General features: G+C 33.7%; 15 protein-coding genes. 12 read left to right on the forward strand and 3 right to left on the reverse strand.

The features are described from left to right. The first annotated feature begins 70 nt into the window (after positions 1–70). Both CIW83_RS00760 and CIW83_RS00765 read left to right on the forward strand, forming a co-directional pair. Positions 71–1,084 carry an ABC transporter ATP-binding protein gene (locus CIW83_RS00760; RefSeq protein WP_094898771.1) on the forward strand — a complete coding sequence of 338 codons (1,014 nt, stop codon included), beginning with the start codon at positions 71–73 and terminating at the stop codon, positions 1,082–1,084. Positions 1,085–1,111: 27 nt separating this feature from the next. Beyond that, positions 1,112–1,660, forward strand: coding sequence for a CD3072 family TudS-related putative desulfidase (locus CIW83_RS00765; RefSeq protein WP_094898772.1), 549 nt, complete (start codon positions 1,112–1,114; stop codon positions 1,658–1,660). Positions 1,661–1,923: 263 nt separating this feature from the next. Here the strand turns inward: CIW83_RS00765 and CIW83_RS00770 are convergent, their stop codons facing one another. From CIW83_RS00770 to CIW83_RS00780, 3 genes are all read right to left on the reverse strand, one after another. Further along, a complete protein-coding gene (locus CIW83_RS00770) occupies positions 1,924–2,982 on the reverse strand; it encodes a DUF4179 domain-containing protein (protein WP_094898773.1) in 1,059 nt (352 codons plus the stop codon). Further along, positions 2,975–3,463, reverse strand: a complete 489-nt coding sequence (locus tag CIW83_RS00775) for an RNA polymerase sigma factor (RefSeq protein WP_094898774.1) — start codon at positions 3,461–3,463, stop codon at positions 2,975–2,977. Before CIW83_RS00775 ends, CIW83_RS00770 begins: the two co-directional genes overlap by 8 nt. A 384-nt stretch (positions 3,464–3,847) precedes the next feature. After that, positions 3,848–4,222, reverse strand: coding sequence for a metal-dependent transcriptional regulator (locus CIW83_RS00780; protein WP_094898775.1), 375 nt, complete (start codon positions 4,220–4,222; stop codon positions 3,848–3,850). A 237-nt stretch (positions 4,223–4,459) separates the two neighbouring features. On the opposite strand from CIW83_RS00780, the gene CIW83_RS00785 reads away from it, so the two are divergent. The 10 genes from CIW83_RS00785 to CIW83_RS00820 all read left to right on the forward strand — a co-directional run bounded on the left by CIW83_RS00785 (position 4,460) and on the right by CIW83_RS00820 (position 14,093). After that, positions 4,460–5,449: an AraC family transcriptional regulator gene (locus CIW83_RS00785; protein WP_094898776.1), complete on the forward strand. Its 990-nt coding sequence runs from the start codon at positions 4,460–4,462 to the stop codon at positions 5,447–5,449. Between the two features lie 123 nt (positions 5,450–5,572). Beyond that, positions 5,573–6,106 carry an ABC transporter permease gene (locus CIW83_RS22520; RefSeq protein ID WP_201259608.1) on the forward strand — a complete coding sequence of 178 codons (534 nt, stop codon included), beginning with the start codon at positions 5,573–5,575 and terminating at the stop codon, positions 6,104–6,106. Beyond that, positions 6,076–6,528 (forward strand): ABC transporter permease, encoded by a 453-nt coding sequence (locus CIW83_RS22525; protein ID WP_201259609.1) that lies wholly within the window; start codon positions 6,076–6,078, stop codon positions 6,526–6,528. Before CIW83_RS22520 ends, CIW83_RS22525 begins: the two co-directional genes overlap by 31 nt. Beyond that, positions 6,525–7,325 carry an ABC transporter permease gene (locus tag CIW83_RS00795; RefSeq protein WP_094898777.1) on the forward strand — a complete coding sequence of 267 codons (801 nt, stop codon included), beginning with the start codon at positions 6,525–6,527 and terminating at the stop codon, positions 7,323–7,325. Before CIW83_RS22525 ends, CIW83_RS00795 begins: the two co-directional genes overlap by 4 nt. Then, positions 7,318–7,662 (forward strand): ATP-binding cassette domain-containing protein, encoded by a 345-nt coding sequence (locus tag CIW83_RS24135; RefSeq protein ID WP_201259610.1) that lies wholly within the window; start codon positions 7,318–7,320, stop codon positions 7,660–7,662. The genes CIW83_RS00795 and CIW83_RS24135 overlap by 8 nt, the downstream gene beginning before the upstream one ends. Continuing rightward, the gene (locus CIW83_RS24140) at positions 7,653–8,108 is read left to right on the forward strand and encodes an ATP-binding cassette domain-containing protein (RefSeq protein ID WP_201259611.1); all 456 of its coding nucleotides are present in this window, start codon (positions 7,653–7,655) and stop codon (positions 8,106–8,108) included. Before CIW83_RS24135 ends, CIW83_RS24140 begins: the two co-directional genes overlap by 10 nt. Then, positions 8,093–8,815, forward strand: a complete 723-nt coding sequence (locus CIW83_RS00805; protein WP_201259612.1) for an ATP-binding cassette domain-containing protein — start codon at positions 8,093–8,095, stop codon at positions 8,813–8,815. The genes CIW83_RS24140 and CIW83_RS00805 overlap by 16 nt, the downstream gene beginning before the upstream one ends. Next, complete coding sequence (locus tag CIW83_RS00810) at positions 8,812–10,428, forward strand: nickel ABC transporter substrate-binding protein (protein WP_094898779.1); 1,617 nt, start codon at positions 8,812–8,814, stop codon at positions 10,426–10,428. The genes CIW83_RS00805 and CIW83_RS00810 overlap by 4 nt, the downstream gene beginning before the upstream one ends. A gap of 120 nt (positions 10,429–10,548) precedes the next feature. Further along, positions 10,549–12,366 (forward strand): ABC transporter ATP-binding protein, encoded by a 1,818-nt coding sequence (locus CIW83_RS00815; protein WP_094898780.1) that lies wholly within the window; start codon positions 10,549–10,551, stop codon positions 12,364–12,366. Further along, complete coding sequence (locus CIW83_RS00820) at positions 12,363–14,093, forward strand: ABC transporter ATP-binding protein (RefSeq protein WP_094898781.1); 1,731 nt, start codon at positions 12,363–12,365, stop codon at positions 14,091–14,093. Before CIW83_RS00815 ends, CIW83_RS00820 begins: the two co-directional genes overlap by 4 nt. The last annotated feature ends 98 nt before the right edge of the window (positions 14,094–14,191 follow it).

Genomic DNA, 14,191 nt, shown 5'->3' on the forward strand with positions numbered 1-14,191 from the left:
AGCATATTAGAAGTTAGATTAACTTTAATTTATTGTTTATAGATGATTTAATTAAATTAAGGAGATAAACATGACATATATTGTTTTTGAAAATATAGAGAAATATTATGGTGAAAATCATGTCCTTAAAAATACCAATCTTTCAATTCATAAGGGAGAATTTGTTACATTACTCGGTTCTTCAGGCTGTGGAAAAAGTACACTTCTTCGATGTCTTGCAGGATTAGAAGGGGTAACCAGTGGAAAGGTATTTCTAGATGGAGAAGATATTACCTTTCGGAATCCTAAGGATCGAAATATCGGAATGATATTTCAACAATATAGCCTTTTCCCTAATATGAATGTATATAATAATATTTCATTTGGTCTTAGGATGAAGAAGGTTAAAAAAGACACTATTGATGATCTTGTGAAAGATACCTTAAAAATAGTTGATCTTCAAGGTTATGAAAATCGATATCCCTACCAGCTTTCAGGTGGTGAACAGCAGAGAGTAGCATTAGCAAGATGTATTGTCACTAAGCCTAAGGTATTACTACTAGATGAGCCATTAAGTGCAGTAGATGCGAAGCTTCGTAAATCTTTACAAGCTAGAATAAAAGAAATACACAGGGAACTTAATATGACTTCTATATTTGTCACCCACGATCAAGATGAAGCAATGACTATGTCAGATACAATTCATATAATGAGAGATGGTATTATAGAACAATCAGGAACCCCTTTTGAAATCTATAGTAATCCAAAAAGTATTTTTGCGGCAAGTTTTGTTGGAAATTACAATATATTGGAAAAGGGCCAATTCTCAAAATTAATAAATCAAGAGTACTCAACTTATTCAAAAATTGTAATTAGACCAGAGACTATTGAAATATCTCATGTTGAGTTGGAATCTTGCAAAGATTCATATTCTATTTCGGGTAAAATTATCGATATACTCCCTCAAGGTAATATTATAAGATATACAGTTGATATCAATTCTGTTTCTTTAAAAGTGGATGTACTCTTTAATGATTTAGAACTTTATGCTTTGGGACAAGAAGTATATTTAAAATTAAAGAAAAATCATTGTATTGGTCTATAATTATCTAATAGTTAAGGAGGATGGCAATTGAAAAGGAATAAAAAGATAATATTAATCTGTCATTGTATCATTAATTCCAATTCCAAGGTTGAAGGTCTTAGTCAGTATGGGGGAATTTTTAAGGAATTTGTAAATCTTATTGCAGAGAAAGATATTGGTATTATTCAACTTCCATGTCCAGAAATGATTGTATATGGAATAAAAAGATGGGGGCATGTAAAGGAGCAATTTGATACTTTATTTTATAGAGAACAATGTAGAGAAATGCTTAGACCAATAGTTCAACAGACTAAAAGTTATATTGATGCGGGATATGAAATTTTAGGAGTTGTAGGTATAGATGGAAGTCCAAGTTGTGGAGTTAATCATACTTGTTCTGGAGAATTCAGAGGAGAAATTTCAAATAATGATGAATTAGAAAGCATCCTTGAAACTTTAAAGGAAGTCAAAGGTTCCGGCGTATTTATGGAAGAATTAAAAAATTATCTAGAAGAAGTTGGAATAAAAATACCTTTTACAGCAATTAATGAAAATGATGTATATAGTTCTTTGGATAAAATAGTAGAATTTATATAAAAGAGGATGATTTTCTCATACAATTAAATTTTTGATAGTGTTTTCGCTTATGCTGAAATAAGATTGGGGCAAGGCTTTTAGATTAGTAGTTGGCTAAAAGCTTTGTCCCCAAAATTTTATCTCAATTACCTTTATATTTTCTTTAATCTAATTTTACTATCTGGAGTAATCTTTATTATAACGAATAGGAAAGTTCGTCTTTAATATTTTAGCATTGAGAACTTTCAGTAAATGAGTTTCAAAAGAAGCCTTTTTATAATTAGTTATTTTTTAATTTCTTCAATAGGAAAAGTCACTTCCCAATTACCTTGTGTAAACAGTCCACTGATAACAAAATCACCATATAAAGAATATTGCCCAATTTCAGATTGAGGAATATCAAATATATATTCATCATAATCTATTCTATTTTCACTGGTTATATTTTCTCTAAATCCGATATTGTAATCACATTGAATATTATTTCCGTTTTTATCTTTTAGATAAATGAGACCATGATTATCTGTTGTTTCCTTATTTTTTGTTGCTGTTTGGACATGGAGCATACCATCTACATATCCTATAGCTGTAATTTCTATGTAATCAACAGGAAAGTCAATGGAATTTATACTAGAAAGGACTTTTACCTTGTAATCATAATCCATAGTTTTAAAATCTGGCATATATTTTTCATAGTTGATACCACCACCGCCTGTTATTTTCACAAGTTGTGTATTGATATTATTATCTAAAAGAGATAAATCCACATCAATAGGAGTATTATCATAGTGATGTTTGCCACTTAAAAATTCTCTTACTGAAAAAGTAAGCTTTTTACCTGTTATTTTTTTGTTGTCAAATTCCGAAATTGTAATTAAAAACGTAGCTGTTTTTGTTTTAGCATCATACCCAACAAGAGTGCAGCCAGCTGCACTGGAAAATGGGCGATTAATAGAATAACTGTCAAATAAATCTGTTGTTTCATCAATACGTTCTCCTATAAGATCTTGCATGGTAATGTAAATTTCAGCAGCATTATCATGAATATATGCAGCTTCTACCTGCATTTTTATTCCATTATCCTCGCAGGATTTTTGGATAGGTTTAAAAAATTGGGCAGTACTTGGTGAAATTTGATATATAATTTCATAAATGGCTGGTACTGTAGCTGATAATACTGGAATTGTTGTAAATATACAAATCATCAACAAAGCAGTTATGGCAATTGGTTTGTGAAATATATATTTCATTTTATTGTTATTTCCTTCATAGATAACATTATTTATAAGCTGAGATGACGGTTTTATTTGTTCATTCATATGATGATACTTTTCTTTAAACATCATAGTCCTCCTTTAATATTTCTTTTAGCTTACGTCTCCCACGAGTTAATTGAGTTCTAACTGTAGATGGTTTTTGCTTTAATATATGACTGATTTCTTCTATACTTAAATCCTCGTAATAAAATAAGTGAATAACGGTTCTATACTTAATAGGTAATTTTTTAAGTTCATAATGTAAATTATTATCCTCTTCAGTTTCAAAAGCAATTTCATCATCTAAAGGTTGAGTTTTCTTTGCCCAAGACGATGTCCACAGTTTTTTTGCACAATTAATAGTAACCCTTATAAGCCATGCTTTTCGATGTTCTTCTGTTTCAAAATTTGGTTTATTCTTTATATATCGTAAAAATACTTCTTGGAAGATATCATCGGCATCGCTTTTATTTCGGGTCTGTGAAAATGCTAACCTATAAACCATATTTGAATAGGTATTTACAATATTATCTATGCTTTCATCTATGCATAGTGGTTTTATCGACACTTCTTAACCTCCTTTCACTATGAATACCCTGAAGCTGTACAAAAAGCTACAGTAAATGTAAAATTGCTATGGAAACTGATTAGTATTCATACAAAGGGAGGATTTTTTAAATATAACCGCTTCTAGTTGAAATACACTAAAAAGTTAAATAATAGATTTTAATTTTAGCATTATAAGTACAATATTTCATCCAACTTCAATGTTATATCCATATCTTTTAGAAATTCTAAGATGGATATTTACTGAAAAGAGAAATATAGATATAAAATTTCTTGGGAAATAATAGATATTGTAGAACAAAATATAAAATAGGTAAAAGGATAAAGAGACAGCTTTCTTGTATCAAGAAAAATTGATATAAGAAAGCTGTCTCTTTATAAGTTGTTACATTTCTTTGAAGTGATCAAAATGTTTTTTCAGGCATTGATAACTCTCATCACTTATATCGTGTTCAATTTTGCAGGCATCTGCAAGTGCTATTTCTTCGCTAACACCAATAGCCATTAGAAATTGTGCGAGGAATTTATGTCGATTATACATCTCTGTTGCGATTTCAAGACCAGTATCTAGCAGTGTAATATATCCATCAGAATCCATTTTGATATATCCATTTTCTCGAAGTCTTTTCATAGCAATGCTTACACTAGGCTTAGTGTATCCCATTTCGTTTACTATATCAATAGAACGCACCTGTCCAATACGCTCCCTAAGCATTAAAATCATTTCTAAATAATTTTCTGCCGATTCATGTATTTTCATTTTATATCACCCCGGAAAATTGTTCTTTATATCTATGTTATTATATACTAGCTATTTTTTCAAGGACAGGGTTTCACTGATTGACAACCCTATCTCATAATGCTAAACTAATATTCAAATAAGTTAGTCTAAACTAACTGTATAAAAGCTAAAGTTAGCAATGGGTAATGCGGTCTAAGAAAATATAGGAGATTATTTCTGATATATAAATCAATGATGTAAGGATGGTGAAAAGATATGAGTATTTTATCAAAAGACAAAGGTATATATGGTCCTGAAGTAGAGATGATTAAACGAGACAATGACTGTATGATATACAAAATGAAAAACCATGATGGTGAAGGTGTCATGACTAGCTATCAGGTGTTTCCAGGTATTGAATTAATTTATAATGATTTTCATATGGGGGATTGTTTTCACAATAAACAGCCACATGCTGATATTATGGAAATTAATCATTGCCGTCTGGGACGATTTGAATGTGAATTCCTAAATGGAGACTATGTATATCTAGAGGAGGGTGATCTTGCCGTAAATATGTTAAGTAACAGGACTGCAAAATCATGCTTTCCCCTAGAACATTATCATGGTGTATCAGTGGTGATCTGTCTTGGCGAGGCAGAAAGATCAATTTCTTGTGTATTGGAAGATATATCAATTAATTTATATTCTTTGCGTGATAAGCTATGCCATAAAGATAGATGTTTTATTATGCGTGCTAAGAATTCTATAGAACATATCTTCTTTGAACTATATACAGTGCCTGATGAAGTGAAGCGGGGATATTTTAAATTGAAAGTACTGGAGCTGTTATTGTTTCTTAGTGTTGTAGATATTGCAGAACAGAGAGAGGAAAGACAATATTTTCATAAAAGTCAAGTAGACATTATAAAGGAAATCAAGGAATATATGACAGAGAACTTGGAGCAGCATAATACTCTTGAAGAATTATCTAACCGTTTCAAGATACCTATAACAGCGATGAAGCTTTGTTTTAAGGCAGTCTATGGAACCTCTGTTTATGCTTATATGCGTTCCTATAGAATGCAGGCTGCTGCCGTAATGCTTCGCCAAGGAAATGATAGTGTCGCTGCTATTGCTGGGAGAGTAGGGTATAATAACTCCAGTAAATTTGCATCTGCATTTAAAGATATTATGGGTATGTCACCTTTGGAATATAGAAAAACAAATCGTCCAAACGGATTATTATCTGACGGTTTGGAGTAGAAACTATCCTTAGAAAAAGTTATAATTTTCTCTGATGATACTAAAAATATGCTTTTCAGCATATTTTTTAGTATAAAGGTTAGTATAGACTAACCAAAGGTAATTATATTAGGAGGATGATTCATGAAGAAGGATAGTATACAACATATTTTGGAAAAAACAGTGGAAATCATTTTAACACTTTTCATAGTCACAATTCTTTCATTTTTATTAATGCGTCTTTCTCCTGTTGATCCTGCTACTGCCTATGTAAAAAGAAATACACCTATTGTAACTGAAGAGCAAATTCAAGAGGCGAGAATAGAACTTGGTCTTAATAAGCCTTTGATTTTACAATATTTTATGTGGACAAAAAATGCCTTGCACTTAGATTTTGGTATTTCTCTAAAAAATGGACAGCCAGTAGTAAAAGAAATACAAAAAGTATTGCCTGTTACATTAACGGTTGTACTGCTATCGGCTTGTATAATGACTATTGGGATATTGATACTTGGCCCTATATATTATTTTCTTAGAAATAGTATTGCCAATTATTTTTTAACCTTTTTCTGTATTGCTGGCATCTCTATTCCCCCATTTTATCTTGCAAGTGTATATATAGATATTTTTGCAGTTAGGTTGGTATTATGTCTGTTGTTGGAAATGTGGGGCTTATGAGGTATCTTCCTGCATCTTTATGTCTTTCCATAGTTGGAATCGCGCTCTATTCTCAGCTTTTAGGTAAGAGTATTGAGTGGGAGATGAATGAAGATTATGCTTTTTATGCTAGATGCAGAGGATTAAAGGAAAGTCGGATTCTAATTTTTCATGCATTACCTCATGCAGTTGGGGATTTACTCCCAAGTTTTTTGCAAATGTTAGGGCTTTTTATGGCAGGAGCTGCTGTTGTAGAAAGTGTATTTTCTCTACCTGGTCTTGGACATCTGATTATAGATAGTGTAATTCATAGGGATTCACCGATGATTCATGCTGGAGTATTGGTTTTAGCATTAAGCATTGTATTATTTAATATCATAGCTGATGTTTTACAAGGCTGTCTCCGAAAACATAGAAAAGCGATGGAGGTAGATGCAGCATGAAGAAGATGAAAGAAACTATTTTAGTTGCAGTCCCAATACTAATTATACTTTTTTGTGCCTTTGGTTATTTGTTTGCCCCTAATGATCCTAACCATGTGAATTTAACTGTTAAGCTTGAAAGACCTTGTGAAGAGTATCCTCTAGGAACTGATCATATGGGAAGGTGTATTCTTTCTAGAATTCTTTATGGTGGAAGAACAACTGTTGGTATTGTATTAATTGGCTCTGCCATTGTTATTGTTGCAGGTACTTTTTTAGGACTGGTACTTGGGCAAAAAGGTAATAAGCAAAATGTGGTAGTGGAGAGCATATTGAATGCAGTCACTGCTATTCCTCCAATTGCATATTTGATGATCTTCATCGGGGCATGGGGAAATGGAGTTCTAACGATGCTCATAGCCTTAACTGTGTCTTTAATTATGCGCTTGATTAAGCTAGTAAAAACTAAGACTGAAATTGAAATTGAAAAAGCTTATATTATGTGTGCAATTGCTTCTGGTGCCTCTCAAGGGCGGATTTTATTTGTTCATATTGTTCCAAATCTTATAAAAGATGTAATACATTATATATGCCTTTCTTGTACAGATATGATTATGGCAATAGTAGGATTTTCATTTATAGGCATTGGACTTGGAGATAATGTAATTGATTGGGGGATAATGGTTTCTGAATCCAGAGGAGTTATTATTATGCGACCAGACATAATATTATATCCAATTGCATTTATTTTTTTATGTGCTCTTTCTTTCAATCTAATGGCAGGAGCAGTTGAAAAAGGAGGAGAGATCCATGCTTGAGATAAAAAATCTATCAGTTGAATCGAAAAAACATATAAATTTATTAAATGATATATCTTTTTCTTTGCAATACGGTGAGTCTATTGGCCTTACAGGGCAAAGCGGTGCTGGTAAGACCACATTAATTAAGGCTGTGATGGGGATATTGGGGAAAACCTGCCGAGTGAAAGAGGGAGATATACTATTAGATGGATTGGGACTAACTGCATTATCTTCTAGTCGGAGACGTGATTTATGTGGTGCAACATTAGGATATATTCCTCAAAATCCCATGACTGCATTTGATAGGAGGATAAAGATTGGAAAGCAAATCATAGAACTTTTCGGATGCGTTTAAGATTATCAAAGGAGGAAGCATATCATTTAGCCCTAGAAAAGCTTCAAATGGTGAATCTTGATGATACGAGCCGTGTTATGGAGAGTTATCCTCTGCAGCTTTCTGGTGGAATGTTGCAGAGAGTATCTATGGCAATATTGCTAGGATTAAAGCCTAAATATATTTTAGCGGATGAACCAACCTCTACTCTTGACGAAGATAATAGAGATATGATTTTAGATCTATTGATGAATCAGATGAATGATTCAGGAATATTGATGATCTCCCATGATGTATTTGCCCTAGAGTCATTGTGTGAGATGATCCTAGTGATGGAAAGAGGCAGAATCATTGAAGGAGGTCCTATGGAGAAACTCCTGCTGTCACCTAAGCAAGAATGGACAAAGAAATTTTCCGCTGCCAATATAAAGCTAGATAGGAGGAAATGGGAATGGATGGAATACTAATCCAAGACTTATATAAATCATATAAGAATGAAAAAGAGTCTAGTTTTGCTGCCTTAAGTGATCTTAATATACATATAAAGAAAAGTGAGTATGTTGCACTTATAGGGGAAAGCGGTTCAGGCAAGAGTACCCTTGCTCGTCTGTTGATTGGTTTAGAAAAGCCTACTTCAGGTCGTATATTAATAGATGGTGAAGAAACTATTAATTGGAGCTATAAAGTATGGAGAGAAAACAGAAGAAAGATTCAGGCTGTATTTCAAGATACATCAGGTACCCTCAACCCTATGTTGTCAGTTTATCGAAATATAGAAGAAGCATTGGTTAATTTGACCAATTTAAGCAGTAAAGAGCGTAAAAATCGTATATATACTTTAATGGAGCTGATTAGTATGGACCGAAGGTTACTTAAAGTTCCAACAAGGCAATTATCAGGAGGGGAGCAAAGAAGATTATCTTTATTACGAGCTTTGTCTATTCAGCCTGATTATCTAATTCTTGACGAGGTTATAAGTGGTCTAGATTTGATTTCTGCTGATGAGGTCATGACTGTGCTGGAAAAATATCACCAAGAATTTAACTGTGCTTGTCTATTTGTCACTCATGATATGAATAGTGCTTATAGGGTTTCAGATAGAATTCTAGAGATTAAAGATGGAAAAATAATTCGTGAAGGGATAAAACATATTGAAGGGAGAATTAAAATATGAAGAGAAATAGATGGTTTAGATTATTGTCTATAGGAATATGTATAATTATTATGTGTGGAGTTTTAGCTGGCTGTACTTCTCAGCCAAATGTAAAAACTGTAAAAGAAGAGCAAGAGATACAGAAAAAGACACTAATTTTTGCTACCAGTGCGGAGTTGACAACTTTATATCCATTAAATATGGACCCACAGAATGATTGTGCTACTAAGTTAGTGTACGAAGGACTGGTGACCTATGATAAAGGTGAAATAAAATCACTTCTTGCAGAAAGCTGGGAATTCAATGAAGATGGTACTGAACTTACTCTTCATCTGAAACAAGGAGTGAAATTCCATGACGGTGTAGATTTCAATGCTGAAGCAGTGAAAAAGAACTTAGAATATTTCCACTTAAATCCAAATCATCGTGCATTGAAGGCCGTTGCTAATTTAAAAAATGCAGAGGTTATAGATAACTATACTTTAACATTACATTATGATAATCCGTATTTTGCATACTTAAATGACCTTTGTTACCCAGAAGTTCTAGTCATGGTTTCTCCTAATGTCATTGAAGAAGGTAATTTTCAGAATATGAAAGAAGTTGTGGGTACAGGCCCCTATATATATAAGGAAAACAAAAGTGGTGAATATACTTGTTTCACAAGAAATGAAGATTATTGGGGAGAACAACCATATTATGATGAAGTCATGGCTAAATATATACATGAATCAGCTTCTAGACTTCAAGCACTACAAAATGGAGAAATTGATATGTTATATGGAAATGTATTAATTTCTTATGATGAATATCAGCAGGCAATTTCTATGAACCATATTAAGGGTAAAATATCAAATGTGAATTCTGAAACGAGAAATCTTGCCGTAAATGCAGGAAGTAAAAATCTTGCAGATATAAATGTTCGTGAGGCTATAGCTTATGCCATAGATAAGGAAACCATTTCAAAAGGATTGACTTATGGCTATGAAGAGGTAGCAGATAAACTATTTGATTCAGGTATACCTTATACTGATGTAGAACTTAATATAATAAGAAAATATGATAAAACTAAAGCTGAGGGACTTTTAGACAAGGCTGGTTGGAAACTTAATACTGCAACAGGTATACGTGAAAAGGATGGAATTCCATTAAAGCTTGTCTTTACCTATGATTCTGGTGAGGTGTTGAATAAATCCATTGCTACATTAATCAAAAGTCAGCTTGCAGAGGTTGGGATTCAGCTGGAAACTATAGGACAAGATATGTATACTTGGTGGAAAGAAGGAGTTTCGGGTAATTACGATTTGACTATCTGGTGTACAGAACAGCCGTATTCCGCACCTCATAATTTCTTTACCCCAATGTTGGATTCCTCACCTCATGTACCTGCAATAGCATCTCTTTCTGATGGTGAGAAATTTATAGCGGGCATAAGGGAATTTTCTACTGCAGATGATAAAAATAGAGTTGGTGAAATTTTTGATTACCTTATTAAATATAGCAATGATGAAGTGCTAAATATTCCTCTTACTTATGTTAAGGATATGATTGTTTTCAATACTGATAGAATTGAAGATTATAATTTCACAGGTACTCCAAAGTTCTTTGATATTAGACAAGTGAAAGCAAAATAAGTTTTCGTCTGATTGGAGCTAAATCAGCTTTACGGAGTAGAACAGAAAAATAATAATGATTATAATAGAGGATGGTTAGCTTAGACTAACCAATTTCTATTTGAGAAAGGAGTATTAGCTATGAAGCAAGAAGTTAAGAAAAAGCAGGGGCTTTCCCGTCTGTTTGAAATAGCTGGTGAGAAGAAATTATTGTTAATAATATCAGGTATTTTGGCAGCATTGAGTGCAGCATGTATGCTGGTGCCCTTTATATCTGTTTATCAGATTTTAGGAGAATTGCTGAGAAGTGGAGGAAATATTTCTCTGGTAGATGGTACCATGATGACAAGATGGGGATGGATTGCATTTGCTGGATTGATTGCAGGTCTTCTTCTTTTATATGCTGCAATTATTTGCTCTCATGTGGCAGCTTTCCGTATTCTATATGGGATGCGTATGGGACTTGCAAGACATATTGGAAAATTACCCCTTGGATATTTAAATAGTACTGCAACAGGTGCTATAAAAAAGAATTTAGAGCAGGATGTAGAACGAATTGAGCTATTTGTCGCCCATACGATTCCAGATCTTGTAAATGTGGCAGCCACAGTTATCGTTATGTTTGCTATATTTTTTAGTCTGAATGGCTGGATGTCACTTACTTGTATAATTGCTTTTGCTATTAGTATAGCCATGCAGGCTTCAATGATGTTCGGTAAGAAAGCGCAGAATACAATGAAGGCCTATTTTGATGCACAGGAGCGTATTCATTCTTCAGCTATACAGTATGTACGAGGAATACCAGTGGTTAAGATATTCGGACAAACTGTTTTCTCTTTCAAGAAATTTCATAATGATCTAATTGCCTACAGAGATTGGGCAGTTGCTTATTGTGATAAATTTGAAAATGGTATGGCGGTTTTTACTGTAGTGCTTAATTCCTTTTTAACTTTTATTTTACCTGTTGGTTTGTTGATTATGAGCGGTGATCCAAATAATATTTCCTTTGCCCTTGTATATCTGTTCTTTATTATAATGGCTCCTGGTGTATCGTCACCCTTATATAAATTGACTATGCTTGCATCAGGTACAAGGGAGATTTTTGAAGGTGTTTCACGTATTGATGCTATATATGCTGAAGAACCAGTTAGAGAGACTCTGGAGCCAAAGCATCCTTCCGGCTATAATATTTCCTTTAAGAATGTATCTTTTGCCTATGAAAATAAGGCGGAGGCTACAAGAGTCGAAGCTTTGGCAGATATTAATTTTACTGCTAGATCTGGAGAAATTACTGCATTAGTAGGACCATCAGGCTCGGGGAAGTCTACAGTGGCTAACTTGATTCCACGTTTTTGGGATATCCAAACTGGAGAAATAAAAATCGGCGGAGTAAATATAAAAGATATACCTACAGGAGAACTTATGAATACAGTATCTTTTGTATTCCAAGATACATTCCTTTTTTATGATACTTTGTTTGAAAATATTAAGGTAGGTAGACCAAATGCTACAGATGAGGAAGTATATGCAGCAGCAAGAGCGGCACAATGTCACGAGTTCATTGAGAATCTGCCAGATGGTTATAACACACTTATAGGTGAAGGTGGGGTATTCCTTTCTGGAGGAGAAGAACAGCGGGTTTCCGTTGCTCGCGCTATTCTCAAAAATTCACCTATTCTTGTTCTTGATGAAGCAACAGCCTTTGCTGATCCTGAAAATGAATATAAGATGCAGATTGCATTAAAAGAACTTATTAAAGATAAGACTGTTATAGTTATTGCTCATAGGTTGTCTTCTATAAAGACTGCTAACCAAATCATTGTATTAAGGGATGGTAGGATTGAACAGATTGGCACTCACGATAATTTAGTAGCTGAAGAAGGTCTGTATCAGCGAATGTGGGAAGCTTATACTAGTGCTTATGATTGGACATTGAAGGTAGGAGGTGCTAAAGCATGAAAATTTTTCAAAATATTACCGTAGGACAACCAAAAAAACTTATAAAGCCCATAGGATTTACCATCTTGGCTAATTTAGTCAATGTAGTTCCCTTTATGTTTTCTATTGAAGTGATAAAGATTATATTTAACGCTTTTGATGGTTCTAGCACAGGACTTGATATGGCTAGACTTTGGAAGATTATTGGTATATTATTTGCTTACATGATAGTGATGTTTATTGCTGAAAAGCCTGCATATCGTCATAGCTATCGGGATGCTTATGCACTTTCTGCAGAGGGTAGGGCTAATCTTGCAGAACATCTTCGTAAACTTCCATTAGGTTATATTACAAGTCGTGATCCGGGAGATTTAGCTAATATGATGATGGGTGATTTTACCTTGATTGAAACAGGGGTATCTCATATTGTTCCCCAATTATTTGGTGCGTTAGTTATGCCTTTTATTGCTTTTATTTCTCTCTTATGGATTGACTGGCGTATGTCCGTTGCCATGTTTATAGCTCTGCCTATTACAATACTTTTACTATGGGGTTGTTCAAAACTTCAAAAACGTATGGCAGATAGACAAATGAAGTCAAAGCTAGATGCAGGTAATCGCTTGCAGGAGTATTTGCTAGGTATCCGTGTTATGAAGGCTTATAATCTTGTAGGGGAAAAATTTGCTCGTCTTGAGAATTCTTTTAGAAAATTAATGAAAGAATGTATTCGATTTGAAGCTTTATCAGGACCTATTATTCTTACTTCCATTACCCTTATTCGTGCAGGTCTAACTTTAATGATTTTAACGGGTACCTATTTATTGATAGGAGGGTCTTTAGACGTATTAACCTTTGTAATGTTTCTAGTTATAGGTTCTAGGGTATATGATCCTCTTACATCTGCATTGATGAAATATGCGGAGCTTCGTTATGATGAGAGGGCAGGAGAGCGTATCTTAAATTTAATGAATGAGCAGGAAATGGGTGGAGATAAAGCACCTAACGGTAGTACTGATATCGTGTTTGAAAATGTTTCCTTTGGTTATGGAGACAAAGATGTTTTGCATAATGTTTCCTTAAGGATGAAACAAGGAACATTGACAGCTCTTGTAGGACCATCTGGAAGTGGTAAAAGTACAATATTGAAACTTTGTGCCAGATTTTATGATCCTAGCAAAGGTAGAGTTATGTTTGGAGGCATTGATGAATCAACCCTTGATCCTGAGAAGTTAATGAAAAAAATTTCAATGGTCTTTCAAGATGTATATCTGTTTCAAGATACAATAGGCAATAATATTCGTTTTGGAAAAGAGAATGCTACAGATGAAGAAATGATAAGGGCAGCTAAAAAAGCTTGCTGCTATGACTTTATTATGAAGCTTCCAAAGGGATTTGACACTATGGTTGGAGAAGGAGGCTGCACTCTTTCAGGTGGTGAAAAGCAACGTATTTCTATTGCCCGTGCTATGCTAAAGGATGCTCCTGTTGTTTTACTTGATGAAGCAACAGCTTCCCTAGACCCAGAAAATGAGGTGGAAGTACAAAGAGCAATCAACGAGCTGATAGCAGGAAGAACAGTCATAGTAATTGCCCATCGTCTTAAGACCATTAAAGATGCGGATAATATCATTGTTATGGAATCTGGAAAAATTGCAGAAGAAGGAACACATGATGAACTTATGGACAGGAATGGTCTTTATAAAAAACTATGGACAATACAGGCAGAATCAAGTGGTTGGGAGCTATAGCATATTAAAGATTTTCTATTAAAAGAGATTTAGATTTTACCATAAGAATATTAGTTCAATATACTTACCCCCTAGAGAACAAATAACTCTAGAGGGGT

This window comes from Tissierella sp. P1 (genome assembly GCF_002266425.1).
Classification (GTDB): domain Bacteria; phylum Bacillota; class Clostridia; order Tissierellales; family Tissierellaceae; genus Tissierella; species Tissierella carlieri.

What these genes read in the sequence shown, in the direction of transcription:
- CIW83_RS00760 (WP_094898771.1), top strand. Translation starts at nt 71, where the DNA reads ATGACATATATTGTTTTTGAAAATATAGAGAAATATTATGGTGAAAAT.
- CIW83_RS00770 (WP_094898773.1), bottom strand. Translation starts at nt 2,982, where the DNA reads ATGTTTAAAGAAAAGTATCATCATATGAATGAACAAATAAAACCGTCA.
- CIW83_RS00780 (WP_094898775.1), bottom strand. Translation starts at nt 4,222, where the DNA reads ATGAAAATACATGAATCGGCAGAAAATTATTTAGAAATGATTTTAATG.
- CIW83_RS00785 (WP_094898776.1), top strand. Translation starts at nt 4,460, where the DNA reads ATGAGTATTTTATCAAAAGACAAAGGTATATATGGTCCTGAAGTAGAG.
- CIW83_RS22520 (WP_201259608.1), top strand. Translation starts at nt 5,573, where the DNA reads ATGAAGAAGGATAGTATACAACATATTTTGGAAAAAACAGTGGAAATC.
- CIW83_RS22525 (WP_201259609.1), top strand. Translation starts at nt 6,076, where the DNA reads ATGTCTGTTGTTGGAAATGTGGGGCTTATGAGGTATCTTCCTGCATCT.
- CIW83_RS00795 (WP_094898777.1), top strand. Translation starts at nt 6,525, where the DNA reads ATGAAGAAGATGAAAGAAACTATTTTAGTTGCAGTCCCAATACTAATT.
- CIW83_RS24135 (WP_201259610.1), top strand. Translation starts at nt 7,318, where the DNA reads ATGCTTGAGATAAAAAATCTATCAGTTGAATCGAAAAAACATATAAAT.
- CIW83_RS24140 (WP_201259611.1), top strand. Translation starts at nt 7,653, where the DNA reads ATGCGTTTAAGATTATCAAAGGAGGAAGCATATCATTTAGCCCTAGAA.
- CIW83_RS00805 (WP_201259612.1), top strand. Translation starts at nt 8,093, where the DNA reads ATGGATGGAATACTAATCCAAGACTTATATAAATCATATAAGAATGAA.
- CIW83_RS00810 (WP_094898779.1), top strand. Translation starts at nt 8,812, where the DNA reads ATGAAGAGAAATAGATGGTTTAGATTATTGTCTATAGGAATATGTATA.
- CIW83_RS00815 (WP_094898780.1), top strand. Translation starts at nt 10,549, where the DNA reads ATGAAGCAAGAAGTTAAGAAAAAGCAGGGGCTTTCCCGTCTGTTTGAA.
- CIW83_RS00820 (WP_094898781.1), top strand. Translation starts at nt 12,363, where the DNA reads ATGAAAATTTTTCAAAATATTACCGTAGGACAACCAAAAAAACTTATA.